The following is a 22,221-nucleotide window of genomic DNA, read 5'->3' as shown; positions in this document are numbered from 1 at the left end:
TGAAGATTTATTTCTTCCCTCACTTCCTGCTCCTTCCGGAGCCGTCCGTGAGGTGGTTATCTGCGCAACACAGGGGCATCTAAGAGGCTTTAGGGACAAGGTTTTCAAGATGATTTTACCGCCTGTCCGTAAAATCTCGCAGAAACTCCGTACAACCTTGGCTTATAAGCCCGGATGCCGAACTTCGCGCCGATAACCACCGGGAGTGACGGTTCCGGACAGAAAAGGATTTTTCTATAAATGGCGGAGAATTTTTATAAAAGGTCTGATTATAAAAGGCAGCGGCGGAAGTCGCGGGACTGGCCGCAGCAGAGGCACGGCAGCCCGGAGTGGAGGGTGAGTCGGGGTGAAGAGCGAACCGTGGGTGTCACCGACAGGCTGTGTGTGGAAGCATGACACACTCTGCCGGCCCACGCTCGCCCTGTGCCGGAGGCCGCCCGGACTTGAACGGAATACAGGGTGTCGGCGTGCCTGGCAGCATCGGGTGTCCTTGCGATCCGCCAGTGTTGCCGAAAGGCTATAAAGGGAGAATCGGTCATGTCGGACAAGTGTCATTATAAAATGGGCTATATGTTATAAAAGTAAGCAGGCGGAAGTCACGGGGCTGACAACAGCACTGGCACGACAACCCGGAGTGGAGGGTGAGTCGGGGTGAAGAGCGAACCGTGGGTGTCACCGACAGGCTGTGTGTGGAAGCATGACACACTCTGCCGACCAACGCTCGCCCTGAGCCGGAGGCCGCCTGGACTTGAACGGAATGCAGGGCGTCGGCGTGCCTGGCAGCATCGGGTGTCCCTGTGGCCCGCCGGTGTTGCCAAAACTTATAAAAGGCTCGTTCAAGGACATCATGTCTGCTATAAATGGATTTCGCATGGAAAAGGACTGCCGAATGTCAGCAGTCCCTCTGTCATGCTCAATCTTCCCAATCCACATCGGCATCTTCCATGATGCGCCGTAGGACTATGCGGCATCGTTCTGTGTCGGCTTCCTGTATCATCGTGCGGATGCTGCTGCGGTAGGTAGTGGAGTATGCGAGTTCTATTAGTTCCTCGTCATGGGCTGTCACTTTTTCTTTTTCCATAATCAGTGATTTTAGAGGTTTGATTGTCAGTATGCCGGTTTCTCCAGTACAGCTTCCGCCATCTGAACCCCGCCGTGCCACAACGTGATTGTGCCGGGAACGAAACCCATATCACCGTATGCAACGTGTTTCAGATAGTCCAGGTATTCCGCTCCCGAAAAATTCTTACCGCTGAGATTGCGGAATATCATCGGAATAGAAACGCCGTCACTACTTGACAGAACGGTTTGCCCGTCCTGCCTTATTTCATCCAGCTTGGCTTTGCTGAACACGATGTTGCGGTCATCTGTATTCATGGCACTAATCATTGTTCTTATAGATTATGATGCAATCCTCCACTTCGGTCGGCTGCCCGAACAAAGGGACGCTGCTGAAATACGGTTCCGCGCCCCCTTCTTCGCTTTCTGTGATGGGGACGACTACTTCGATGCCCTGTTCGCGGCAGATGTCGTCAATCTGCTTAATCTCGTCAGCGTTCAGGTTGCTTGCATCGCCATTCACCAGATAAGGCAATGCGTAGGTCGGGATTTTTTCGATACTCTTTTCCATTTTTTTGAATTTAACTGTTAGACTTGTGGAATGACCTTTTCCCTGCCTTAGCCCGGCTTGCGGTTCGGCCATTCCTGTTTTCTTGCGGCATTGAGGGGATGGTGGTCATAAGGGGAATTAGGCAAGGCCTTCAGAACGGAGTGTGCCTTGATGTTTGCCCTGCCACCTCCAAATTCGCCGCAGAAAACGGATGACCGGCCGCCGGATGAACTATGAGATATAAACGGTGATTATGATATTACAACCGGTGACAATCAGAATATATAAAGGGCTTGGTCGCAGCCGGTGAGCAAAAGAAAAGACGGCCGTAGCCGTCTTTTGAGAAGAGAGGTTGGGAAGCGTCACGCAGCCTTCTTCTTGGAAGTCTTGCCTTTCGCTGGCTTTTTGCCATCGGTTTTCTTTTCGGTGGACAGTTCGCTGACGGATGTTGCAACGAAGACGATGCGGCTGTGCTTGGTTCCGTCTTCCGATGTCCATTCTTCTGGACGGATGAAGCCTGAAACCTGGACGAGCTTGCCTTTCTTGAGAAGCTCGAAGGTCGATGCCTCTTCGGACTTGCGCCAGCACTCGCAGTTTACAAGGGCCGACTTGCGGGTGGTTTCGTCGCCGTTGGTTTCCGTGCGGCTGATGGAGAGGGGAAAACGGGCAACCGAGTTCTTCTCGAAGTTGCGGATGTTTGCGTTGACGGCTACGAAGCCACTGAGGTTGAAAGAGTTGGTGTTGTTTGTTGAAGTTGCCATAACTTTAAGTATTAAAGAGTTAAACATTTAATTTTTACGATGCAAAAAGATGACATGGGCATAGGGTAGCACCAGCGGAAGGTTCGGCAAATACTCTTTTTGTTGAGCCTGTGAAAAGAAAAAGGAAGATTTGTTGAAAGCCGTTGGTCAAAGGCAATGTCCGTCCCGTAGGAGCTAAAGCTCCGCCATGATCATAACTTCGCATCAGGAAAAATAAGTGTGTATGACTCGCCGTAATACTGTTGTGGTGACTTGACGACACCATACTTTACCGGTTGGCTGTACGTCATAGCGATTTCCGCATAAACTCGGGAACCGGATATTGCACGTTCTTTTCATTTTGACGCAGTACCGACAGCAAAGAGACGCCTCGAGGCTGTATATGTGAGTGCGGCTGTACGTGGACATATAGACCGCTACCCAAGAAAGGCTGGTCCATGGTCGATGCCCATACGGATAATGGATGATTGGAAAGATGACGGATAAAGTGCCGCAGTCTTTGCCACATCCGGTGAACCGCCTACAGAATATATCCGGCAAAAGTAGAAAGAGCAAGCCCAAAAGGAAATGCACGCTCCCGGCGTGTCTTCAAGGAAGGTACGGACTGACTGTCTCGGCGAACCAGTCTGCCATTAACAAAGGAATTATCAGGTAAAAGAGGGAATCACTGCGCAACCGTGTCCGGCGAGTATAAAGGGTGACCTTCAAAAAAATATAACAGGAAATACCAGGACGGTACAATCCGAGCATGTTACCCGGATTGCCGCATCCATACATTGGCATGTGTCAATCGAAAACAATCACTTCGTCCCGATGGGTTGCCATCTCTATGCCGTTTGAAAGCCGTACTACGACCTCTGTGCCGTAATCTCCAACAATCTGAGCGTCACAGATGCCTTGATAGTCCTCTATAAGCGTGCAGTATGCGCCGATGATGTCCGATGTTTCTTCTGTCTCATACATGGTTTTGTCTGTGTTAAAGTTATTGGTTTTTATCCCTGCCTTTTCGCTTGTGCATCGGGATTTTGAATATTACAGTGCCTGTAAAGGTGGCGCATGGCAGATAAGGCAAGGTTTTGGAGGGAAAGATAGAGCGGAGTCTCCATCTTGCAGTGACAAACACCGTGTGCCAGACCTTGACGATCTGACAGCGGCTTCTACCTTTGCACCGTAATATTCTGTAACCCCGACCGACAAGCAGGAATTGATAAATCCAAAATAGAAAAGGACGGAGCTGACTATATAAATGGACGGTCATGTATGGCTATAACAGGAAATCGTAGATATAACCACAGGTGAACTCCGTGGAATACAAGAGGAATGGCAACGGATGATTTAAGAAAACAGGCAGGGGCTTCCCTGCCTGTCCGTCATTATCCCCCCAAATAGCAAGAGGCGTCTTTGCTGTCCTTGTTTATGGTGGTATAGTACAGGATTTCATCGACGCTGTTTAATCTCCGCCACCCGTTGTAAATCCGTTCTCCGTTAAAGTCGATAATCGAAAGACGGCAGTTGTCCACTCCGTCACGGCTCCGTTCAGAGTCAAAGGTAATGCTGATACCGTTAGCATAGGTCAGGTATAGCGAAGTGTAGTTTATCTTTACCAATGGCTTTTTCACAGAGTTGCTACCGTTGAAATATCCTGCGGCAAGCAAAAGCTGTTCGGCGAATTTCACTGCTTCGGCAGAGTATTTCACCATGGCTGACCTGACAGGGATTTCGTCATGGCTGTTTCCGATGAAGTTATATGGCAATACCCTGTTACGATACGAGAGCAAGAACGGTTCGTGGAGCTTCTCCTTTATCGGGAGGTTTGTTGCCAAGTATTCCTCTTTCGTGACGATGTAGCTGTCAGTCATCTCTTCGTTCATGTAGATGCAGTAGGCTCGCTTCGCACGTTTGCGTTTTTCCTCATAGGCTCTTTGTTCCATTTCATCCATGCAGTTGTATTTATGTCGGGGAACACGCTTTACCGCATTGACAAAAGTGGGGGTCTTGCAGTACCCGAACTTTTCTGCAAATTCGGGTACTGTCCCTATAAAATCATAGCCTTTCCAGTTGTACTTATTCATCTTGTTATAAATCATTGGTTAAATAGTTGCAGGCTGTAAGGACGAAATCTTCAACACCAAATTCAGCGAGAGATTTAAGGTCTTCGATACCATCGCAATAGAAGAATATCTTTTCATCAGTGGCATCGTCCGCATCTGAGGACAACTTTACGGTTACAGGGGACGGCTCGACAAATTTTTCATCTTTCCACACGATTTCACACATCGCATAAAGCGGCTCTGTTCCATGCTCGGCACAAAAATCTGCATAGAGTTTGTCTATATCCTCTTTGATTTCATCAATATCAGAGAGGACAACACCGTTGCCACAGTCATCACACCATCCATAAACAAACGCTTCGTCCGTATAATTCCGGAAAGATTTGTCATTGGGGTTAATCATGGCTTCACACGCCACATTCATACCTCCGCATTTTGTACATATCACTTTCATATTTCAGTTTATTTATTTCCCTGCCTTTGAAGCCTTCTAACTTCGCCGTAAGGGTTTGTTTTACGTGCGGTTCAAACGGGGGAGGCAAGAACATAGGGCAAGGAACCGGGAATGAAATTTTATGAAAAGCCGGAATCTCTGATTCTGGAAAGTTTCCGTCAAATTTCATCGGAGGTAGCACGGCGGTACTTGAGCGGTGTTCGTCCACCGTAACTTTGCACAGGAAAACAAACCGTGGCGATGTCACGGCAAGCAGATCCGGCTTTATACAGGGATATTGGATGGGTAAAATAGGATAAGCATGAAACGGAATTATAAAAGGGATAGCCCGGATATGGTTTTGAAGTATAAGACCACCCGTATTATAACGGATGGTCTATGCTTAGGTCTGTTATTCTGAAGTTCTCTTGCTTATCAGTGTCAGTTGGCTCGGACGGTCTGCAAACCAATAGGCATCACTGTCAAGGTACACACATCTGTCACCGTTCCATGGCTTGCCGAAAGCCAATATCTCACAAGGTCCAAAGACCACACCGTAATCGTTTGTGAACGCCACCATGTCGCCTACTTCCAAATCAAATTCGGTAGCGATAACATCCGAAAGTCTGTTGTAAAACACAGAACCGTCTGCTTCTTGTTTCTCTCTCCATTTCAGAAATTCCTCTTTATGACTTCTTGTCTGGGGTATCGGTGATAATTCTGAGGCAAAGACCTCCGCTTCGGAATGGCGGCTTGCAATCAGAATAATGCTGTCCTCATGTACTTCTTCAGGAACGGAAATGACTTTGTAGTCACCGCTGGATATGCCGTTATCGGGGTCATTCCAATAAAGAAGGTTGCCTGCCTTGATAAAATCATATTTGCTCATTGTCTTATAAATTTTGATTGTTATTATTTCCCTTTATTCGGCCTGTTTGCGACCGCTGGGATTTATTTTTCTGCAATAAAGAAGGAGGCTGGGGCAATCCTGCAAGGCTGATACGAAAAATACGCTCGACGGAGAAGAGGAAGATTTTACGGTTCACTCGCGACTACAGTCGGCATTGACATGATTGGGAAAGCCGATTTACCTTCGTAGAAAAATAGAATCCTCCACAGGGCGCAGAGAAAAAGCTGCTGGAAGCCTTATAAAAGAAAAAAGATTATAACCGGATAACTTGCAAAGGTTTTGAACAAATCCTTGTACCTTATAACATGGCGCAACTGTCGGCAGACTGAAATTCAGTAATGAGGTTGTGCCTCATGTTCTTCATCATTTTGCCTTAAACTCATTTATATTACCCGCCACGCTTATATTCTTATTCACAGTTTTGGGGAGTTGTTCTTATGTATGTCCTAAATGCTGTCATAATGACAGAGAACCTGACATGCTATTATAACATCCTCGATTGTGAAATACTATAGAATTAGCCAAAATGACTTTGGCATGAAGTTTGCGATTTTTTCATTAAATTAAATTTAAGAAACAATGAATAAGTACGTAAAAGAGGCAAGAGTGTATCCAGCTATCGTGGGAATGATAATCCCCATCATCTTGACTACATTGTATGTTACATCATTTGTACCCGATACCATTGAGGTATGGAAGTCGATAATTGCAAAAATCGGATTATTTATCCCGGTGGCTTTGATTTATGGCGCATTGGCCTATTGGATGCGTCAACTTTTTATCGATGCCTCTAAACTGTTGTTTCAGTTCCGCCTGTTTAAGGAAGATGAAACAGAGATGCCAACAACAAAACTTCTTCTATGGAGCAGTGATATGAGGAAGTCTGAAACTGAAATAAAACAGATTGCGGCAAAAGTGAAGGCTGACTTTGGTATTCAACTATTGTCAAAAGATGAAGAACTTGCGAATCCATCCGAGGCTAAACGTGCTATTGTTGATGCTGTTGGAAAGATAAGAGAGGTGACTCGTAAAAACGAAAATCTTCAGCAGTATAATCGAAAGTACGGATTCTGTCGTAATTATCTTGGAGCTTGTGTGTATGCTATCGGCACAATCATTCTTGCACTTATTGTGAATCTAATCTTAGATATGCCATACACAAGGATATTGTTGGTGGCTTTATTTGTTCAGGTTTTGTTTGGTTTAATAGATTATACATCCTACAAATCTAAAGCCAATGATTATGCAAGGGCTATGTATAACGCATATATTACTGGAGAAGAATATGAAAGAGACTAAAAATGGACTAAAATATGAATACGAAGTCCTGAAAGTAGGAGATGCTGATGCAATACTTATCAGACACTATATTGGTGATGAACAGTTCATCGTACTGATTGATGCTGGTAATGCAGGTGATGCTGCTATAATAAAAAAGCATCTGAATGATTATTATGGAAGTTACTATATTGACTTGGCAATATGTACACATCCAGACAGTGACCATAAAGATGGCTTCTTTGACCTCTTTTTAGACGAAGAAATTACTATCCAGGAATTATGGCTAACAGATCCTGCATCTTTCATTGACGAAAACGATATACAGCGTTATCGTAACCACGATAACGCTGTATCGGCTGTTCGTAAAATATGGAATAAGTCAACTGACGATAATTTGAATTTGATCGAATTGGCCATTGATGAAGGTTGTGACGTTTACAATGTTGTAGATGGCTTCAAACATGATAAACTTCCAATATGTGTTGTAGGTCCTTCTGCTGATTATTATGTTGAGGTAGTAAAGGCTATGGTGGCAAACTATGGTATAAAGACATACGAAGATAGCTCAAAAGAAGCATACGACGATGCGTTCAAGATTGATGAGAAGGATATAAAGAGTGTGATTGACAATGAAGAAGACCCATCTCCTTACAATGCTTCCAGCCTTATTGTCTTGTACGAGCCTGGTGATGGTAAAAGACTACTCTTTGCTGGAGACGCAAATACTACCTCTCTTCAGATGATGCTGGACAAATATAAATGGTTGAGAAATGTTGAGTTTCTTAAAGTTCCTCATCATGGAAGCCGTAGGAATCTGAATACGTCAATCATAGAGAATCTTTCTCCGAAAAAATGCTATATATCTGCTGCTGGGAACAAAAAACACCCGAGTGGGCGTTTAGTATATTGGCTTGCGAAATATGGGGATGTTTACTCTACTCATGTTTGCAATTCCTTTATTCATTGTTCGTCGGCAGCAATGCCAGATAGGTATGGTACAATAAAACTATCTCCATTTAAGGAAAAAAAATAATGCCACACTAAATCTATTCGCTTCAATTCTTACAACACTAATTAATTTATCACTAATTGAAATGGGGCTATGTTACGGCCCTATTTCAATTAGCGTAAATTAGCGATTCCTAATTAACACTCTGTGCATTAGTAATAAATCCAGTTAATCGGAAATTTTGTACTCGTGGATATAGCAGTAGGCATGTGCGTATTTTTTTCTCCATTGTCCTACAATCGCATCCACATCTAGCTTTGACTGGACTTGCATATCGCAGATTTCCTCCAACCACTCATATACACTCTGCAAATCTGTAAAATACTCGGTGTAGTATTCCTTTTTTGAAATGCACACTTCGACAACAAATCTATCAGGAAAGTATCTGCCTTCATCGTCATTGGTATAATACAGAGCCATTCCTGGTTCCTCCGACCGATATAGATAGTTTAATGTCGGATATTTCCTACATACCACATCGAGCGTCTCATTGCATGGAGCCCATGCTGTTTCTGTATTGAAAGTAAGCACTCTGCCGTCAAACTCTAAATCGTTCCAGCTTCCACGGCAAGATACATCTTCACATTTTTCGCCAAGGGCATCAACAAGACATCCCAACCAAGTAGTCCCAAATCCATTCGGAACAGAAGGGTCTTTTGACTCCTGTAGCTTGTTCATCAAGTCATAGAGGCTTTGTAATTCCTTTGCGTCGCCCTCTATCGCATACGCTGTGCAGCACCAGTTAGGCATATTCTTAAACTTTAATTTGTTAAACTTGTTCCCCTTTACTCAAGGTCTTTCGACTTCTCCTGAAAGGATTGTTTTCATGTGCCGTCTCAGACGGAGAGTGAAAGGACGACAGACAAGAAATCAAGGATAAAATTTTATGAAATGCCGGAATCTGTGATTGCGGAAAGTTTCCGTCAAATTTTGCTGAAGATAGGGAACGCTTCTTGGTGGACGTTCTCTCTCCGTAACTTTGCACACGAAAACAAACTTTCGTGGGAATCGTAAATGCTGAAATCTCTATAAATGGAACATCATTAACACAACGTGGAAACAATAAAAGAAGAGACCTTCAAAAAAAAGAAAAAAGACCTTATACGAAACAAGTCAGAAAGTCGTGTTATATATACACGAACTGACTGACTAATATTTTGACTTGATTAAAGACGGGGCTCTACGATGACAATGAAATCGAATTCGGTCAAAAGACAAAACAAGTCAGAAGTCATGTACTATATATACATGAACTGACTGACATATTTATTGACCTGTTCATGTATATCTTTGAACAAGGTCGAAAGCAAAGACGATTTTGGATGGGTATAAAAAAGGAGGGAAGCGGATAATTGGGCTTATTTTTTTCTTTGAAGGCAAAAAATAATTCCAAGGAAAAGGTAAAAGTAGTATATTTGCAACTGTCTTTCAATTATAAATCAGGCTAATTTTTTTCGACGAATATGTTACCTTCGTGTTAGTCGTAAATTTATGCAAGTTTGAATTGTGTTGATATTTAGATAGTTATAGTCATAGTTTTAGGGAAGTATAAAGTATGTCGAAAATTATGGAAAGTTCCTTGCTTGCGGCTATATCAATATAGTCAGATGGTGCTGCAAAATAATATGAACACCCGTCCCCTCTGTAACTTTGTGTCGGTATGATAAATCTACCTTGTGTGGTTGTACGGTCAAGACTGCCACAGGAACCGAACATAATGAACTTTGATGCTCCAGTTAGCCAGCTTGCAAGATGACATTGAGAGGATGCTACTGCTGAACCTATTCCTGACAGGTAGAAAGTTATCGTAACTCCTTTATAAGTTGTTTTATAGATATGCGTATCGCCATTGCAAGCCGGCATAGTTGCAATAATTTCAGATTCGTAGGAATCAAGTAAATGCCGATGAATCTCCTTCGAGAATATTATCAGGCATATATCTGCAAAATCTCCACGTCTGCCGTAGAAATCAAACAGATTGATCATTGGTTCAGTTTCAATATCATAACTATCAGTAATCATAGCATATTGAATCAGATGTGAGTTTTATATTGCTCCGGTATCTCAAGATTGAAAGTTCTGCATAATAACAGGACGTCGTGGACATCATTTTCATCGTATTCATATCCAAGATGGAACTGTACCTGTGCCTCCGGGTTTATGCATGTTACCTCAATATTCCCGATATTTCCTTTACCTGAGAAAGTTTCGCTTGGGAAAGTGTATCCGTCATATAGAATTCCATCTTCGACATATTCGAAACAATGCAGATCGATTATTCTTCCGTTGTCATCTTTCCAGACAGTATGGCTATCGGTCGTATAGTCCATTACAACTTCTCTGTATCCCTTCCAGGTAATCACGGATATGGCCTTACCATAGTCTTTCTTCTCTACGAACAGATCGATGTCGTTATGTATTCTTGTTTCTCTGCCTATAAGTGCATCGACACCCCAACCGCCGTCCAGAAACACCTTTACAGATGCTTCAGACAGCATTTCAAGAATCTCACATGCATCAAAATAAGTGACCATAAAATTTCGATTTATCGGTGTAAATATAACAAACCTACAGCAAATTGTATCTATCTTCGAACTTTATCGCAAGCTGTTGTGAGAATTTGCCTGATTTCATTAGAATCTAAGCCGTCACGATAAAGACCTTGTTCATTTAATGCTTTTATGAGTCTTCTTTCTGCAAATCGATTATCTCCACTATTTGAGTCACTGTAAATATTATCTGCTTCAAACACTCCCAATATGTTGAGAACCATTGCAATTGAATACGCACCGCAGGCCTCATCTAAATCACCTTGTCTATAATGAGCTTTTTGAAATGAACGTCCTGATGGCTTCTTGCACATTAGAACACTATCAATCAATTGTAGCTGATTTATAACTTTGAATTGTCTCATATTTTCATGTTTTGCCCATCAGCAAAAGCATTGCCGACTCTTTGTAATAAACCTTATTTTCGTCCTTTTATAGATTATACCTTGCCCAAATGGTGTCTCCTAGTTTTTCTACACTTATAAGCTTGAGTTTAGTAGGAGGGAAGTCATTGGCAAGTCCATCGAACGCAGCTGTCATACCTTTTCTACCATCGATACCTGGACACCACATCATACTCACTTCATCTAGGAGGCCTTCTTTCAGGAATGCAGCATTTATGTTGCCACCACCTGTTACGCTCAACCTTTCTATGCCAAACTCGGCTCTTAGTATTTCCATGGCACGTTTTAGGTCGATGGAGCCTTTGCCTACTGCAATCCATGATATATACTGCTTGGTTAGAGTGTCAAGGTATTCTTTCGGGCAATCCTCTGACGTAATGACTAGAAGTGGCATTCCGTCGAACTGGTTGTGTGGCCACTTTAATCTTCCCTTTGTATCAATGGCTATGATATAACCTTTTGTCTGAATGGCTATATTGAAGCATTCCTCACCGATAGGAGCTTTGTCTTCTGCAACAAATGCTTCTGGAAGTGCATAATGCATTTCCATGGTCACTCTACCCATCAATGTAGATGAACAATCCAACTGGTTCAGGGCATCGTAGTACTCATCCCCAGTCTCTATCTTTTCTGTTACATCACAATCAATTCGTCCGTCAAGGAGAGACATCATGTGACAGATTATATATGGTTTCATTATTCCTTATTCTTTGATTTCCCAATGGCCACCTTTGCTTGGTCCAATCCAACTAAGTGACATTTGTTTCTTTATGTTTCTAATGTCTCTTATTATTGTTGATTCTGATTTTGAAAATACTCCACACAATTCTTCAACGGTAGTTTTATTATTTTTCTTCAATATTTCAACAATTTTATTCTGTCTTTCAGACAAACCGTTTTGGGTGTCATTTTGGGTGTCATTTTGGGTGTCATTTTGGGTGTCATTTGACAGTGAAAATGACTTTCTCTTGAAAACAATATGAATGAAACCTCCTCTGTCTTCGTAAGTTGGCTCTGGAACATCATGCTCTTTGCACGCTTCTATAATACGAGCAACGCCTGAACCCCATTTTTCCAAATATGTAGACAAATAAAGAACATTTGCAATAAGAGGATTGCGTGGATGCGAATCATGAGGCTGCTTAATGGTCTCAGCGGTTAAATGAGCAGGGAATCTTCCTGGATTCGTTATTTCTACACGATCATCGTATATGGCAATTCCAACCGAAGGGCCAAGTTCATCATATGTTCGATGACACAAAGCATTGGTTAATGCTTCTCTAAGTGCCACATAAGGGATTTCCAATTCTTCTTGTCTGCGAGTTCCTGTTATCTTGCCACTAAGGTTTAGATGCTTGAAGAAGAATGCCATACCTGCATCGAACAGTTTGAATATGTTGCCTTTTAATGACTGGTTATCGCCAAACTCATTCTTTCCATTGCCTTTGAAACGAGCCATTCTCAGCTCCAATTGAGTGTACCATCCTGTTTCTTTCGCAAAAAGAGCAACCGCTGCATTGTTAGGCTTACCTTCATTGAGCAGTTGGAATTTAGACAATATGTTCTCTGTTGTTTCGCTCAAGGCAGAAGTGCTCAATCGACCTCCTTTAACACCACCACGTACTGCGCCAGCTATAAGGTTATCATCCAAATCCTCGATGTTTATACCATCCGCTTGTTGTCTTTCCCATGCATACAAATGAGGTTTGCTTTCACGGATTCTTTCCTCGAACATTTCTCTTGGCATGACCTTGGTGATGCTTTCCAGTCTGTAATATGGACGATTGTCGTATGTATAAGGTGCAGTACCTCTTGGCCATGCATTGAGGTGTATGGCTATCACGTAAAAGTCGTCTTTGTCAGGTACGGGCACGTAGATAGGCTTCAAGTCGATGGCAGGATACAATTTTGCAATTTCTTGTCCTATCTCTTTTCTTGTGTTGTCTGTTACCTGTTGACCGACTATTTTTAATGAGGTAGGTGTGATTCCGAAAATCACCCAACCGCCATCGGTATTAAGAAATGCACATGCACTCTTCATGCCATCCTTCAACTCTCCAGTACTCTTTTTGAGCTCAAGAACACGATCCTCGTCACCGAAAATCAAATCTTGAATATCTTTAATTGTCATATCCTTCTGTATCATAGCTCATCCAGTTTTGATTCGTTTTCTTCAATATAGGTCATAATAATGGCAGCAGCCAATGATCTGAGCGGAATATTTCTGTCCGCATTAGCACGGATAACCTCAAGGCGTTTCTTTACCTCTTTTGGAAGCCAAATGGCTACGCCTTGTTCGCTCACGCCAGTATACTTGTCAAGATTTTCTTCGAATCGCTTCATACCAGCCGATATGCGTTTCTTTGGCTCCTTGACTTTTACAACTGGCTTTTCTTGTGGGGCTTCATTTATTGTTATACCTCTGACAATTTCATCAAGACCCATATTTGCCAATGGGTTTTCTATTGCAGGTCTTTCTTTTTTATTAGCCATAGCTTTATTACTTTATATTCAGTTCCTGAATGATTGTTTCAAATGTTGATTCCACTGCACTATTCTGATTTCGCTCCAATGGATACAGTGTTGTATATCTCTTAACTACTACACTTTGCTTGATTCTAGGTAGTACAGTTCCCACCAGACCCAAGAACTCGGTTGTCTGAGTGCGTTGGCGAAGTTCTTCAGCCTTACCCTCTGACGTATTTATTCGGTTTGGTGCGAACAAGAGCTTTGCATTCGAAATAGTTTTGAATGCTTTAATGAAGATACCTGTTGCGTCAACTGTATCCGCATCGAAAGACATGGGGATTACGGCCACATCAGCAGCCTTATATATATGCTCAAGATTTCGGTCGTTCAAGTTACCCGGGCAGTCAATCAAGACAATACCAGGAACGCTCTTAAGTTTGCTGATGGTCTCCTCCAGTTTCTTCCCGTCTGAGGTGTTCAGCATCTCAACAGCCCATGGAGCAGATGTATCTGGATCAACATTCTTCTCACGCTGTCTGTGACGGTACAAGGATGCTTGCAAGTCTGCATCCATTGCAAATACTGGTATGCCTTTCTCTGCGAGATAGCTTGCAAAAAGAGCACACAACGTAGTCTTTCCCACACCACCCTTTATATTGCTGAACAATACTATTCTGTTTTCCATTGAGTTATATAATTATATAATTAAGTATATGCAAAGATATTGAAAAACATTGGTATAGCCAAAGATTTGACCAATTATATTTTTAATCAAGTATATAATTATATAACTATGTAACTACATACATCTTCTTTTATAGATTACTATAACAACTCTTTTGTGTCGGCTCAGAATTGTGTTGCAAAGTTATTTGCTTTGTCTCAAAGCCTTAAAGGTCGAGCCGCATGTCTACTGCAAAATCTCCACACTTTCAGGTAGTATTTTGTAGTAGAACCTTTGTCTTTGGACCAGCTGCATCTTGGACGCAACATAATTGTTGAACCGCCCAAAATAGAATTGAATCTACATGAGGGAAAAGAAAAACTTATGAAACTTATGTTGTGCAGCGAACTTAAAAGACAATTGGATAAACCTCAAGTATGGTTTTACAAATATTTCCCTACACGGATTAAGAATGTAGGCGAACGTGAAATCAACGACCGAAAAGTCATCTTTGATTTTAAGGATGGAAAATCATTTGAACAAGTTGCCCAACGAACCGCTTTTGCCATGAATGAACTATGTGGTTTAGATTGTGGCAATATCGTTTTTTCACCTGTCCCTGCATCAACAAGTATGAAAAACGAAATCCGCTACAAGGCATTCTGCAAGCGAGTATGCGAACTAACGGGTGCAATCAACGGCTATGAACACGTAACAATCAGTAAGGAGAGAAGACCTCTTCATAAGAACCGGAAACAAGAACTTGATATTCGTAAGGAAGAAAACATAGTTTTTGATTCTGCTTTCTTTAATGGAAAGTGCGTATTGGTTTTTGATGATATAATAACCAAGGGCATAAGTTACGCAACATACGCCCATCAACTTGAAAGTAATGGAGCAAATGTAATTGGCGGTGTATTTTTAGCAAGAACTCACTATAAGGTAGTATAAAATGAAAAAAGAATTTGAGACATTGAAATCGGTTTGCTTTAGTGGACATAGGATTGTACCATTTGCAAAACAAAATGAAATTATGCAACTTTTGAGAAATGAGATAACCAAATCCTATCACGAGGGTTATCATTGTTTCTATTGTGGAATGGCAATAGGATTTGATTTATTGGCTGCTAAGGCTGTCCTTTCTTTGAAGCCTGAATTATCGCAGATTAAAATTATAGCAGTTCTACCATATCGTGAACAGGCTGAGCGATGGAATGAAAAGCATAAAGTGGAATATGAACGTATTCTAAATGAGGTGGATGAAACTATTATTGTCAGCGAACATTATCAACAACAATGTTTCTTGCGACGAAATGACTATATGGTTCAACGAAGTTCACGGCTTATTACCTTGTATGATGGCAAATATAAAGGTGGCACATTTTATACTTATAAAAAGGCAAAGTCTATGGGGATGGAGATTATCAACATTTATAATTCAATACGTTAAGAGTATGGCAAACAACTGTTACACCACTTACAAGATTACTGGTACACAAAAGGCAGTAAAGAATTTATGGGACACCCTTGAGTCTATGGATGTAAATTCAAAAGATGTTTGGCTTGCAAAATTGGCAGAACATTACGGAATAGACTATCAGCAACGGCAGATTTCCGTCAGAGGTAATATCATCTTTGCGGAATATGAATCGGACGAAAAAGAGGATTGGCACTTGCTTACATTGGAAACCGATACGGCATGGGCTGGCTGTCACGATTTCTTCCATGCCGTCAATGAAGTTCTTGGCGATGAGCTTAGCATCAGTTATCGTGAAATAGAACCAGGATGTATCATCTTCTGTGTTCATGACGAGGGCGAGTTCTTTACTGAAGATTGTTGTGTGTCGTGTTCTGGAGACCCGTTCGATGATTTGTGTGATGAAGCCTTTGATACCATTGAAGATGCCATACAGGAATGGTGTTCAAAGATGGGAGTGGAAAGAGGTGATAAATCTGAAGACGAAATGATGGACTACATCCATGAGTATGAATACGAGGACTTGGATACCTACTTTTACATCAATAAGTTCACATTTGAGTAGCCACGCTAATAACAATGATTTCCGAATGACGCACATCATTTGGAAATCATTGCAAAATCATTCTCCTTTTATAGGGTGTTTCTACAACACCATCCTTATGTCGTGGTTGCACTACGATATAGTCTGGACTTACTTTTCTATTACAGCATACAGACATTTGTCATCTTCATGACAGGTGTCTCAAATGCATCCTACGGCATCCTTTATACCGCTATACAGAATACAAAATGAAGCTATACGGCATGAAATTACTACTTTTTCAGCATTGATGAATACTTTTCTTTGATTATGTAATACGGAAATCAAAATAAGTTCATAATTTTGCACCAAAGAATATGGAGACTATGGATAATTCAATGAAAAAAGGTTCAAGAGGAGGAAAGCGTGAAGGTGCTGGAAGACCTGGTACCGATAGCAAACTCTATACTTTCAGAGCACCTAAAGGTATGGCTGAATACATAGATGCTCAAGATAACAAGACGGACTTCATCAAGAACTGTATAGCAAAGTCCATCGTTGACGAGCGTACAAACCTTGAGAAGTTGGGTACTGTATATTCGGCAACTCAAATCAAGGAAATGAATTTGCCGTACTTTGACATTGGTATTGTTGCAGGATTCCCGATTCCATTGGATAATGACGAGAAAGCTCAAGACATTGAACTGCTGAAGATGCTATGTCCCAATCCCGAATCATGCTATCTTATCCGTGTGGAAGGATATTCAATGATCGATGCAGGTATACATTCTGGTGACATTGTCATAGTCGATAAGAGCAACCGTAATCCAACCGAAAGTCAGGTAGCTGTTTGCGAGTTTAACGGTGATTACACATTGAAGCGTTTCGTCAAGAGAGATGGCTTCGGATGGCTCATACCAGCCAATCCCGACTTTCCAGAAATAAAGGTTACTCCCGATGACCGATTCTCCATTTGGGGAACAGTCACCTATATCATCCACAAACCCCGTCATTGATATGTATGCCTTGGTAGATTGCAACAGCTTCTTCTGTTCGGTAGAAAAGGTTTTTCATCCTGGACTGGAGGGTAAGCCCGTCTGTGTTCTCTCGAACAATGACGGTTGCATTGTTGCACTCACTCCCGAAGCAAAGAAACTCGGCCTTCATCGTGGCGATCCCATTTTCAAGGTGCAGGATATTGTCCGTAAGCATGGCGTTACTATTTTCTCTACCAATATGCAGCTTTATGCAGCCATGAGCAAGCGAGTAACCAACATTCTCCGCAAGTCCATTCATCACGTAGAGAACTATAGTATCGATGAAAGCTTTTGTAACCTCAAAGGCTATGAAAGCCATTTCGATCTGGTGGACTTGATGCGAGGCGTGGCAGACAGGATAAAGCTTTGGACAGATATCCCAGTAAGTGTTGGCATTGCACCTACCAAGACTCTAGCTAAAGTCGCTAATAAATTCGCCAAAAAATACGATGGCTACCATAGCGTTTGCATGATTGATAGCGAAGAGAAACGGATAAAGGCTCTATCCCTCTTTGATTTGGCAGATATATGGGGCATCGGCCGACAAACTTTAAGTAAGTTGAACTATTTGGGAGTATCCACGCCTCTTGAATTTGCCAACAAAAGCGAATCGTGGGTTCGCTCCAATTTTCATAAACCAGGCATACAGACGTGGCTTGAGCTGAATGGTACCCCTTGTATTGATACATCCGAGGTTGTTCAGAACCAAACCATTTGTACCAGCCGAAGCTTTGGTGAAATGGTTTCAGACTTACCATCCCTCAAGGTATCCGTAGCTTTGTTTGCCAGCAGTTGTGCCAACAAACTTCGTGGTCAGAACGCTGGAGCACGCTCCGTTACCGTCTTCATCTGTAGCAATCGGTTTAGAGAGGATTTGCCCCAATATGGAAATTCTGCCACTTATACTTTTATAACACCCACCTCCGATACACTTGAGATTACGAGTGCTGCATTGAAATTGTTGAAACAAATCTACCGCCCTGGCATCCAGTACAAGAAATCAGGAGTCATCGTAGGTGATATCGTCAGCATGTCCATGCTTCAGATGAATCTGTTCGATCCGATTCACAATCGGAAGGAGCGTTCTGACTTAATGAAAGCTATCGATGTAATAAACCATCGGTATGGTTTGAAGACAATAAAACTGCTGGCTGAAGGGGACAAGGAACAGAAATGGAGAGTGAAATGCGAACACCGTAGTCAGAACTATTTGACTAACATCAACGAGATACTTACTATACAAATCTAATTCATAGTAAGATATGTTTGTATAATTATATACTTATATAACTATATAATTATTTATTTCTATATTATACTGTTTGCTCCTTTTATATGAATTGACTCGCAATACCGGCCTTGTCGACAATCTATTAGAGTATAACACTTCTTCCATTGCAAGCCTATGGGCATCTTCCATCTTGAGCCAATAAATGGCTTACCATGATTCTGTGCTTGATACTCTCTTGTGGCGTTTCGGCTTTTAATCCGACTCCACTCTATGTGCTCTTGGCATTTTAAATGATTTTCCATCTTACAGCTTTCACATAACAATGCCACGGTTTTCAAACAGTTGTTCTCATGGCTTGATTGCCCGAAACGTACTACTATCGGCAAACAGGATTTACAGTGTCCTATACAAACCTATGCGATGTGTTACATCAACTTTTTCCGCCCTGTCTTTTAAGAAGTCATCATCATTTTTCCACTGCGAAGTTAGTATGCAACAAGGATCGTTCTTGAGGAACTTAACCAATGGCGTTTCAGTGTAAATCTTCCTTTATCGAGTCTCCGATTTCAGTGAAGTGAAAATAAAGAGTATTTACGCTGTAATCCTTGGTGTATTCCTTTTATGCACCAACTATTTATGCATTGTAAAAATTGATTAATAACTTCAAATACATTTCGTTATGAAAAAGATTGAAAACTCATTCGCAGTAACAGGTTTCGTAGGTAAGGACGCTGAAATCCGCCAGTTTGCCAACACAAGTGTAGCACGTTTCTCAATGGCAGTAAGCCGTCAAGAGAAAAACGGTGATGATTCAAACCGTATCTCGGCATTCATCAATGTGGAAGCATGGCGTAAGAACGAGAAAACTGATTCATTTGAAAATCTTACCAAGGGCACATTGCTCACAGTTGAAGGTTACTTCAAACCTGAAGAGTGGACCGACAAGGAGGGTGTCAAGCACAACAGAATCGTTATGGTTGCCACTTCTTTCTATCCGGCTCAAGAAAAGGAAGAAAAGCCTAAAGGCACTGCAAAAGGAAAGAAGAAGTAGTAATATCCTCAGCCTAATAGATAGCGGCTTCGGCCGCTTTCTTTTTGCTCGTTAAATATCGATACTTTTATAGACTTACACCCAACCCGTTTCCATGTTTCTATCGATATAGACTTATGCTTCTAAAGAAGTACAAGACAATATCGATTAGCCCTTTGCAAAACTATATATATTCAGAGCAAGAATCATCTACGACTGTTGTCCGTAGCTTTGATTGTTGCTCTTTTGAATATGTATAGATTTGCCTCTTTAGGGCATCTCACGTGGAAACTCCCGCCCTTATTAAAGAATGAGATGAGGGAGAATTAAAACATATATTTATACGAGAGAACCCATAAGGGTTGAACAGCATTTTTAATGCTAACGGTCTCTTCGGTAATCCGTCTTTGAGAAAGCACCGAAGACACCTTTGAGGAGTTTAACGACTACGTAAAACACCCCGATTGCAATGATTACATCCATCATACATAATTATATTTAAGGTGTTTATATTCAATACAAAGATACTCAATTTTAGTCACTTAGCCAAATATTGCAGCCTGTAAATGCGATAGAAAGACTTTATTATTTCTGGAGTAATTCAGCTGTCTTCTCTATTATCTCTTCTTCTGTAGGCTGTTCATCCTCTATGAAGAGTATCATATCATCCAATGCATAACGTTCGTCACGCAGAAGCATGATCGTTGCCGTAATACATGCATGGCTATATCCCTGGTCTTCCATCAGGGCATACAACGCTTTTTGTTTTGGACTCATATATATTATTCTTCAGACGGTTCTTCTTTGCTCTTTCTTTTGCCAAGCGGACCACTGAATTTTCCTCTGTTGAGCTTGACCCCATATTTGTTCAGGATACGGAATACCGAACTCTTGCTACGGAATCCGCTGATATTCCAAATATCATCAATAGAGTGTCCGTTGTTGTACATGGCAACAATGGTCTTTTCACGCTCGTCTCTGCTCTGACCTTGAATGCTGCTTGGCACCTTGATACTTTTCTGCAACTGTATCTGGTGAGCAGAAGCTCTTCGAAGTGCGATGACTTCTTCCGGCAATGCTCCAACTATTTCAAGAACCTGGGCAGCAGTTGTCTCAGGGAAGAGGATGCCCTTTGAGTCTATCTTGTCATTGATAGATACAATTCGAACAACCTTTACTCGGCAATACTCGATAAGGGTAGAAAGTTCACGTGAACCTCGTACCGCATTGCTGAATTTTGAGATGACCAACTCATCACCTCTGTCAAGATTTGCCATCAGTTGCTTCCATTGAGGACGCAATGCTTCGTGATCAGTTGCTTCTTCAATGATTTGAATACAACCATACTCTTTCATCCAGGCTCTGTCACAATCTAATCCTTCCTGATGAGCAGCATTAAATATATAACCAATTTTTGCCATAACATTATTTGTTTCTTGTTGACAGTGCAAATATATGAGTTTTATTTTATACTTAATCATACTTTGAGCAAAATTATATTAAAATCGTACTTTGTATTTGTCGATTATATGTGTTTGTTTGTATGTAAAATCATACTTTAGAGTATGAATTAAAATATATTATAAAGTTTGAATCATTTGTTGCTTTCATCCAAATTTTATATATACATTTGTATCGCAAATGAGTTGAGAACTAAATGTATATAGTAGATGAAACGCATTATTAATAACAAAAACAATTTTCGGAATGCAACTAACTTAATTGCATCTTGTTTTGGAGAATCATACTTATGTGTTGTTCATAAAACAATAACAAGTATAATGATTAGCTTGTGTATAATCATACTTGCATCTTGCGGAAATGATACTACAAATGAAAAGTTCAAATCAAGTAAAGATGCATTCAATGCATATACTCAGTTTTCATCAGATCTTTCCTCTTGCAATAACCTTTCATTTGAGGAAGTGGTAGATAAAATATCCCGATGGCAGGAATTAAGAGGTGCCGTATTTCCTATTATATCTAATGATACTACCAACAATACGCAGCGTAGTATTCTTTTGAGTCTGGAACAGACTGATAAATACATAAAAGTGGATATTTCTCGTCTGCTAGGTATGACACAAATGACATTTGCAGACTTGGTTGATTTGAAGCTAAAAATAAGTCCAAACGTCGATGAAGCAATGATGTCTATAATCATTGAAGCCGATGACTTCTACTCTAAGTTGGACTCTATAAAACTACATACAGGAAAAATTGAATCACTTCTAAAGGACTATAGAACTTTTCTGGTTAAAACTTGTGAGGATGGCATCTCAAACAAACAAGCAATGCTTGAATTTTTCAGTATGGAGGATTTCTATTTCAGATCCTTTTTGAATCATCTTGATAATTCTAGCATACACGATATGACTGACATTTCCCATTTGACTGAAGAGGCTTGTATGTTGGTTTACCAGTCTACAGAAGAAGGTTTGATTTCCTACAATGATGCTGTGGTATTCATGTCTAAACGAAATACGCGAAGAATGCTCTTGAACGCTATAGCGTGCATTGATGACATATCGGATGCAAAGGTTTCAAACAAGGAACAGGCAATGTCTTACCTATGGATGCTTCTTCAGCCATACATTCTTATCGAGCCATTTGATTGCTCCTTGATGTCTGATGTAGAGAGGATGAAATTTCACAAGGTGTCCGATTCAATGCCTATGGCAATATCCAAACTAAATGTACATCTCAATCTGGAACCAAGCATCATTGAGACAATGCCAACTAATATAACCCTATCCTTAATAGACACTTTTTAAATCGTATAA

Annotated in this window: 28 protein-coding genes and 1 pseudogene; 11 read left to right on the top strand and 18 right to left on the bottom strand. The window is 41.3% G+C overall.

The window, feature by feature from the left end; all coding sequences use genetic code 11:
- Window positions 1-392: 392 nt before the first annotated feature.
- The gene (locus tag ACYIAR_RS01885) at window positions 393-560 is read left to right on the top strand and encodes a hypothetical protein (protein ID WP_170935083.1); all 168 of its coding nucleotides are present in this window, start codon (window positions 393-395) and stop codon (window positions 558-560) included.
- 353 nt (window positions 561-913) lie between these two features.
- Here ACYIAR_RS01885 and ACYIAR_RS01880 read toward each other — a convergent pair whose 3' ends face one another.
- The 8 genes from ACYIAR_RS01880 to ACYIAR_RS01845 all read right to left on the bottom strand — a co-directional run bounded on the left by ACYIAR_RS01880 (window position 914) and on the right by ACYIAR_RS01845 (window position 5,743).
- Window positions 914-1,162, bottom strand: coding sequence for a hypothetical protein (locus ACYIAR_RS01880; RefSeq protein ID WP_480331753.1), 249 nt, complete (start codon window positions 1,160-1,162; stop codon window positions 914-916).
- Entirely contained in the window at window positions 1,108-1,389 is a 282-nt protein-coding gene (locus ACYIAR_RS01875) for a DUF7688 family protein (protein ID WP_240513664.1), read from the bottom strand. The genes ACYIAR_RS01880 and ACYIAR_RS01875 overlap by 55 nt, the downstream gene beginning before the upstream one ends.
- A complete protein-coding gene (locus ACYIAR_RS01870) occupies window positions 1,382-1,702 on the bottom strand; it encodes a DUF6926 domain-containing protein (RefSeq protein ID WP_480331751.1) in 321 nt (106 codons plus the stop codon). Before ACYIAR_RS01870 ends, ACYIAR_RS01875 begins: the two co-directional genes overlap by 8 nt.
- A gap of 269 nt (window positions 1,703-1,971) precedes the next feature.
- Window positions 1,972-2,370, bottom strand: coding sequence for a single-stranded DNA-binding protein (locus tag ACYIAR_RS01865; RefSeq protein ID WP_094401813.1), 399 nt, complete (start codon window positions 2,368-2,370; stop codon window positions 1,972-1,974).
- A 786-nt stretch (window positions 2,371-3,156) separates the two neighbouring features.
- Window positions 3,157-3,333, bottom strand: a complete 177-nt coding sequence (locus tag ACYIAR_RS01860) for a ribonuclease P (RefSeq protein ID WP_290235772.1) — start codon at window positions 3,331-3,333, stop codon at window positions 3,157-3,159.
- A gap of 410 nt (window positions 3,334-3,743) precedes the next feature.
- Window positions 3,744-4,442, bottom strand: a complete 699-nt coding sequence (locus ACYIAR_RS01855) for a hypothetical protein (RefSeq protein WP_480331748.1) — start codon at window positions 4,440-4,442, stop codon at window positions 3,744-3,746.
- A gap of 4 nt (window positions 4,443-4,446) precedes the next feature.
- Complete coding sequence (locus ACYIAR_RS01850) at window positions 4,447-4,875, bottom strand: hypothetical protein (RefSeq protein ID WP_240513662.1); 429 nt, start codon at window positions 4,873-4,875, stop codon at window positions 4,447-4,449.
- Between the two features lie 391 nt (window positions 4,876-5,266).
- Entirely contained in the window at window positions 5,267-5,743 is a 477-nt protein-coding gene (locus ACYIAR_RS01845) for a hypothetical protein (protein ID WP_480331745.1), read from the bottom strand.
- A 600-nt stretch (window positions 5,744-6,343) separates the two neighbouring features.
- Here ACYIAR_RS01845 and ACYIAR_RS01840 point away from each other — a divergent pair.
- The gene (locus tag ACYIAR_RS01840) at window positions 6,344-7,063 is read left to right on the top strand and encodes a hypothetical protein (RefSeq protein ID WP_094401804.1); all 720 of its coding nucleotides are present in this window, start codon (window positions 6,344-6,346) and stop codon (window positions 7,061-7,063) included.
- Window positions 7,050-8,078: a ComEC/Rec2 family competence protein gene (locus ACYIAR_RS01835; RefSeq protein ID WP_094401803.1), complete on the top strand. Its 1,029-nt coding sequence runs from the start codon at window positions 7,050-7,052 to the stop codon at window positions 8,076-8,078. The genes ACYIAR_RS01840 and ACYIAR_RS01835 overlap by 14 nt, the downstream gene beginning before the upstream one ends.
- A gap of 144 nt (window positions 8,079-8,222) precedes the next feature.
- On the opposite strand, the gene ACYIAR_RS01830 is transcribed toward ACYIAR_RS01835, so the two are convergent.
- From ACYIAR_RS01830 to ACYIAR_RS01795, 8 genes are all read right to left on the bottom strand, one after another.
- Window positions 8,223-8,804 (bottom strand): hypothetical protein, encoded by a 582-nt coding sequence (locus tag ACYIAR_RS01830; protein ID WP_094401801.1) that lies wholly within the window; start codon window positions 8,802-8,804, stop codon window positions 8,223-8,225.
- A gap of 780 nt (window positions 8,805-9,584) precedes the next feature.
- On the bottom strand, window positions 9,585-10,076 hold the full coding sequence (locus ACYIAR_RS01825; protein ID WP_480331742.1) for a phosphorylase family protein: 492 nt from the start codon (window positions 10,074-10,076) through the stop codon (window positions 9,585-9,587).
- Window positions 10,077-10,087: 11 nt separating this feature from the next.
- Entirely contained in the window at window positions 10,088-10,588 is a 501-nt protein-coding gene (locus tag ACYIAR_RS01820) for a nucleotidyltransferase domain-containing protein (protein WP_006743465.1), read from the bottom strand.
- Window positions 10,589-10,638: 50 nt separating this feature from the next.
- Window positions 10,639-10,968: a hypothetical protein gene (locus tag ACYIAR_RS01815; RefSeq protein WP_480331739.1), complete on the bottom strand. Its 330-nt coding sequence runs from the start codon at window positions 10,966-10,968 to the stop codon at window positions 10,639-10,641.
- A 67-nt stretch (window positions 10,969-11,035) separates the two neighbouring features.
- Complete coding sequence (locus ACYIAR_RS01810) at window positions 11,036-11,704, bottom strand: RibD family protein (RefSeq protein ID WP_480331737.1); 669 nt, start codon at window positions 11,702-11,704, stop codon at window positions 11,036-11,038.
- A 6-nt stretch (window positions 11,705-11,710) separates the two neighbouring features.
- A complete protein-coding gene (locus tag ACYIAR_RS01805) occupies window positions 11,711-13,153 on the bottom strand; it encodes an ATP-binding protein (protein ID WP_258899046.1) in 1,443 nt (480 codons plus the stop codon).
- The gene (locus ACYIAR_RS01800; RefSeq protein WP_074707908.1) at window positions 13,150-13,500 is read right to left on the bottom strand and encodes a hypothetical protein; all 351 of its coding nucleotides are present in this window, start codon (window positions 13,498-13,500) and stop codon (window positions 13,150-13,152) included. The genes ACYIAR_RS01805 and ACYIAR_RS01800 overlap by 4 nt, the downstream gene beginning before the upstream one ends.
- Before the next feature lie 7 nt (window positions 13,501-13,507).
- Window positions 13,508-14,161, bottom strand: coding sequence for a ParA family protein (locus ACYIAR_RS01795; protein ID WP_074707911.1), 654 nt, complete (start codon window positions 14,159-14,161; stop codon window positions 13,508-13,510).
- Between the two features lie 363 nt (window positions 14,162-14,524).
- On the opposite strand from ACYIAR_RS01795, the gene ACYIAR_RS01790 reads away from it, so the two are divergent.
- The 7 genes and pseudogenes from ACYIAR_RS01790 (at window position 14,525) to ACYIAR_RS01760 (ending at window position 19,459) form a co-directional block, all read left to right on the top strand.
- Window positions 14,525-15,091 carry a ribonucleotide-diphosphate reductase subunit alpha gene (locus tag ACYIAR_RS01790; RefSeq protein WP_074707913.1) on the top strand — a complete coding sequence of 189 codons (567 nt, stop codon included), beginning with the start codon at window positions 14,525-14,527 and terminating at the stop codon, window positions 15,089-15,091.
- Window position 15,092: 1 nt separating this feature from the next.
- On the top strand, window positions 15,093-15,590 hold the full coding sequence (locus ACYIAR_RS01785) for an SLOG family protein (RefSeq protein WP_074707916.1): 498 nt from the start codon (window positions 15,093-15,095) through the stop codon (window positions 15,588-15,590).
- 4 nt (window positions 15,591-15,594) lie between these two features.
- Window positions 15,595-16,182: a hypothetical protein gene (locus tag ACYIAR_RS01780; RefSeq protein ID WP_074707918.1), complete on the top strand. Its 588-nt coding sequence runs from the start codon at window positions 15,595-15,597 to the stop codon at window positions 16,180-16,182.
- Between the two features lie 335 nt (window positions 16,183-16,517).
- Window positions 16,518-17,156 carry a LexA family protein gene (locus ACYIAR_RS01775; RefSeq protein WP_369596699.1) on the top strand — a complete coding sequence of 213 codons (639 nt, stop codon included), beginning with the start codon at window positions 16,518-16,520 and terminating at the stop codon, window positions 17,154-17,156.
- Window positions 17,098-17,547, top strand: a pseudogene (locus ACYIAR_RS01770) (Y-family DNA polymerase); the annotation flags it as partial. The gene ACYIAR_RS01775 and the pseudogene ACYIAR_RS01770, both read left to right, overlap by 59 nt.
- 99 nt (window positions 17,548-17,646) lie before the next feature.
- Window positions 17,647-18,426: a DinB/UmuC family translesion DNA polymerase gene (locus tag ACYIAR_RS01765; RefSeq protein ID WP_480333520.1), complete on the top strand. Its 780-nt coding sequence runs from the start codon at window positions 17,647-17,649 to the stop codon at window positions 18,424-18,426.
- A 661-nt stretch (window positions 18,427-19,087) separates the two neighbouring features.
- Window positions 19,088-19,459, top strand: a complete 372-nt coding sequence (locus ACYIAR_RS01760) for a single-stranded DNA-binding protein (protein WP_480331733.1) — start codon at window positions 19,088-19,090, stop codon at window positions 19,457-19,459.
- Window positions 19,460-20,023: 564 nt separating this feature from the next.
- On the opposite strand, the gene ACYIAR_RS01755 is transcribed toward ACYIAR_RS01760, so the two are convergent.
- Window positions 20,024-20,215: a hypothetical protein gene (locus ACYIAR_RS01755; RefSeq protein ID WP_480331731.1), complete on the bottom strand. Its 192-nt coding sequence runs from the start codon at window positions 20,213-20,215 to the stop codon at window positions 20,024-20,026.
- A gap of 5 nt (window positions 20,216-20,220) precedes the next feature.
- On the bottom strand, window positions 20,221-20,859 hold the full coding sequence (locus ACYIAR_RS01750; protein WP_072067256.1) for a recombinase family protein: 639 nt from the start codon (window positions 20,857-20,859) through the stop codon (window positions 20,221-20,223).
- Between the two features lie 360 nt (window positions 20,860-21,219).
- Here ACYIAR_RS01750 and ACYIAR_RS01745 point away from each other — a divergent pair, with 360 nt between their 5' ends.
- Window positions 21,220-22,212 (top strand): hypothetical protein, encoded by a 993-nt coding sequence (locus ACYIAR_RS01745; RefSeq protein WP_480331729.1) that lies wholly within the window; start codon window positions 21,220-21,222, stop codon window positions 22,210-22,212.
- The last annotated feature ends 9 nt before the right edge of the window (window positions 22,213-22,221 follow it).

The sequence above is a fragment of the Parabacteroides sp. KHUB-01 genome (genome assembly GCF_056640935.1).
Note: the sequence above shows the minus strand (reverse complement) of the source record. Positions and strands in the feature narration are given on the sequence as shown.

Bases quoted from the DNA above. Each gene is read 5' to 3' on its own strand.
- ACYIAR_RS01885 (WP_170935083.1), top strand. From the start codon at position 393: ATGACACACTCTGCCGGCCCACGCTCGCCCTGTGCCGGAGGCCGCCCG.
- ACYIAR_RS01875 (WP_240513664.1), bottom strand. From the start codon at position 1,389: ATGATTAGTGCCATGAATACAGATGACCGCAACATCGTGTTCAGCAAA.
- ACYIAR_RS01870 (WP_480331751.1), bottom strand. From the start codon at position 1,702: ATGGCCGAACCGCAAGCCGGGCTAAGGCAGGGAAAAGGTCATTCCACA.
- ACYIAR_RS01865 (WP_094401813.1), bottom strand. From the start codon at position 2,370: ATGGCAACTTCAACAAACAACACCAACTCTTTCAACCTCAGTGGCTTC.
- ACYIAR_RS01860 (WP_290235772.1), bottom strand. From the start codon at position 3,333: ATGTATGAGACAGAAGAAACATCGGACATCATCGGCGCATACTGCACG.
- ACYIAR_RS01855 (WP_480331748.1), bottom strand. From the start codon at position 4,442: ATGAATAAGTACAACTGGAAAGGCTATGATTTTATAGGGACAGTACCC.
- ACYIAR_RS01850 (WP_240513662.1), bottom strand. From the start codon at position 4,875: ATGAAAGTGATATGTACAAAATGCGGAGGTATGAATGTGGCGTGTGAA.
- ACYIAR_RS01845 (WP_480331745.1), bottom strand. From the start codon at position 5,743: ATGAGCAAATATGATTTTATCAAGGCAGGCAACCTTCTTTATTGGAAT.
- ACYIAR_RS01840 (WP_094401804.1), top strand. From the start codon at position 6,344: ATGAATAAGTACGTAAAAGAGGCAAGAGTGTATCCAGCTATCGTGGGA.
- ACYIAR_RS01835 (WP_094401803.1), top strand. From the start codon at position 7,050: ATGAAAGAGACTAAAAATGGACTAAAATATGAATACGAAGTCCTGAAA.
- ACYIAR_RS01830 (WP_094401801.1), bottom strand. From the start codon at position 8,804: ATGCCTAACTGGTGCTGCACAGCGTATGCGATAGAGGGCGACGCAAAG.
- ACYIAR_RS01825 (WP_480331742.1), bottom strand. From the start codon at position 10,076: ATGATTACTGATAGTTATGATATTGAAACTGAACCAATGATCAATCTG.
- ACYIAR_RS01820 (WP_006743465.1), bottom strand. From the start codon at position 10,588: ATGGTCACTTATTTTGATGCATGTGAGATTCTTGAAATGCTGTCTGAA.
- ACYIAR_RS01815 (WP_480331739.1), bottom strand. From the start codon at position 10,968: ATGAGACAATTCAAAGTTATAAATCAGCTACAATTGATTGATAGTGTT.
- ACYIAR_RS01810 (WP_480331737.1), bottom strand. From the start codon at position 11,704: ATGAAACCATATATAATCTGTCACATGATGTCTCTCCTTGACGGACGA.
- ACYIAR_RS01805 (WP_258899046.1), bottom strand. From the start codon at position 13,153: ATGATACAGAAGGATATGACAATTAAAGATATTCAAGATTTGATTTTC.
- ACYIAR_RS01800 (WP_074707908.1), bottom strand. From the start codon at position 13,500: ATGGCTAATAAAAAAGAAAGACCTGCAATAGAAAACCCATTGGCAAAT.
- ACYIAR_RS01795 (WP_074707911.1), bottom strand. From the start codon at position 14,161: ATGGAAAACAGAATAGTATTGTTCAGCAATATAAAGGGTGGTGTGGGA.
- ACYIAR_RS01790 (WP_074707913.1), top strand. From the start codon at position 14,525: ATGAAACTTATGTTGTGCAGCGAACTTAAAAGACAATTGGATAAACCT.
- ACYIAR_RS01785 (WP_074707916.1), top strand. From the start codon at position 15,093: ATGAAAAAAGAATTTGAGACATTGAAATCGGTTTGCTTTAGTGGACAT.
- ACYIAR_RS01780 (WP_074707918.1), top strand. From the start codon at position 15,595: ATGGCAAACAACTGTTACACCACTTACAAGATTACTGGTACACAAAAG.
- ACYIAR_RS01775 (WP_369596699.1), top strand. From the start codon at position 16,518: ATGGAGACTATGGATAATTCAATGAAAAAAGGTTCAAGAGGAGGAAAG.
- ACYIAR_RS01765 (WP_480333520.1), top strand. From the start codon at position 17,647: ATGATTGATAGCGAAGAGAAACGGATAAAGGCTCTATCCCTCTTTGAT.
- ACYIAR_RS01760 (WP_480331733.1), top strand. From the start codon at position 19,088: ATGAAAAAGATTGAAAACTCATTCGCAGTAACAGGTTTCGTAGGTAAG.
- ACYIAR_RS01755 (WP_480331731.1), bottom strand. From the start codon at position 20,215: ATGAGTCCAAAACAAAAAGCGTTGTATGCCCTGATGGAAGACCAGGGA.
- ACYIAR_RS01750 (WP_072067256.1), bottom strand. From the start codon at position 20,859: ATGGCAAAAATTGGTTATATATTTAATGCTGCTCATCAGGAAGGATTA.
- ACYIAR_RS01745 (WP_480331729.1), top strand. From the start codon at position 21,220: ATGATTAGCTTGTGTATAATCATACTTGCATCTTGCGGAAATGATACT.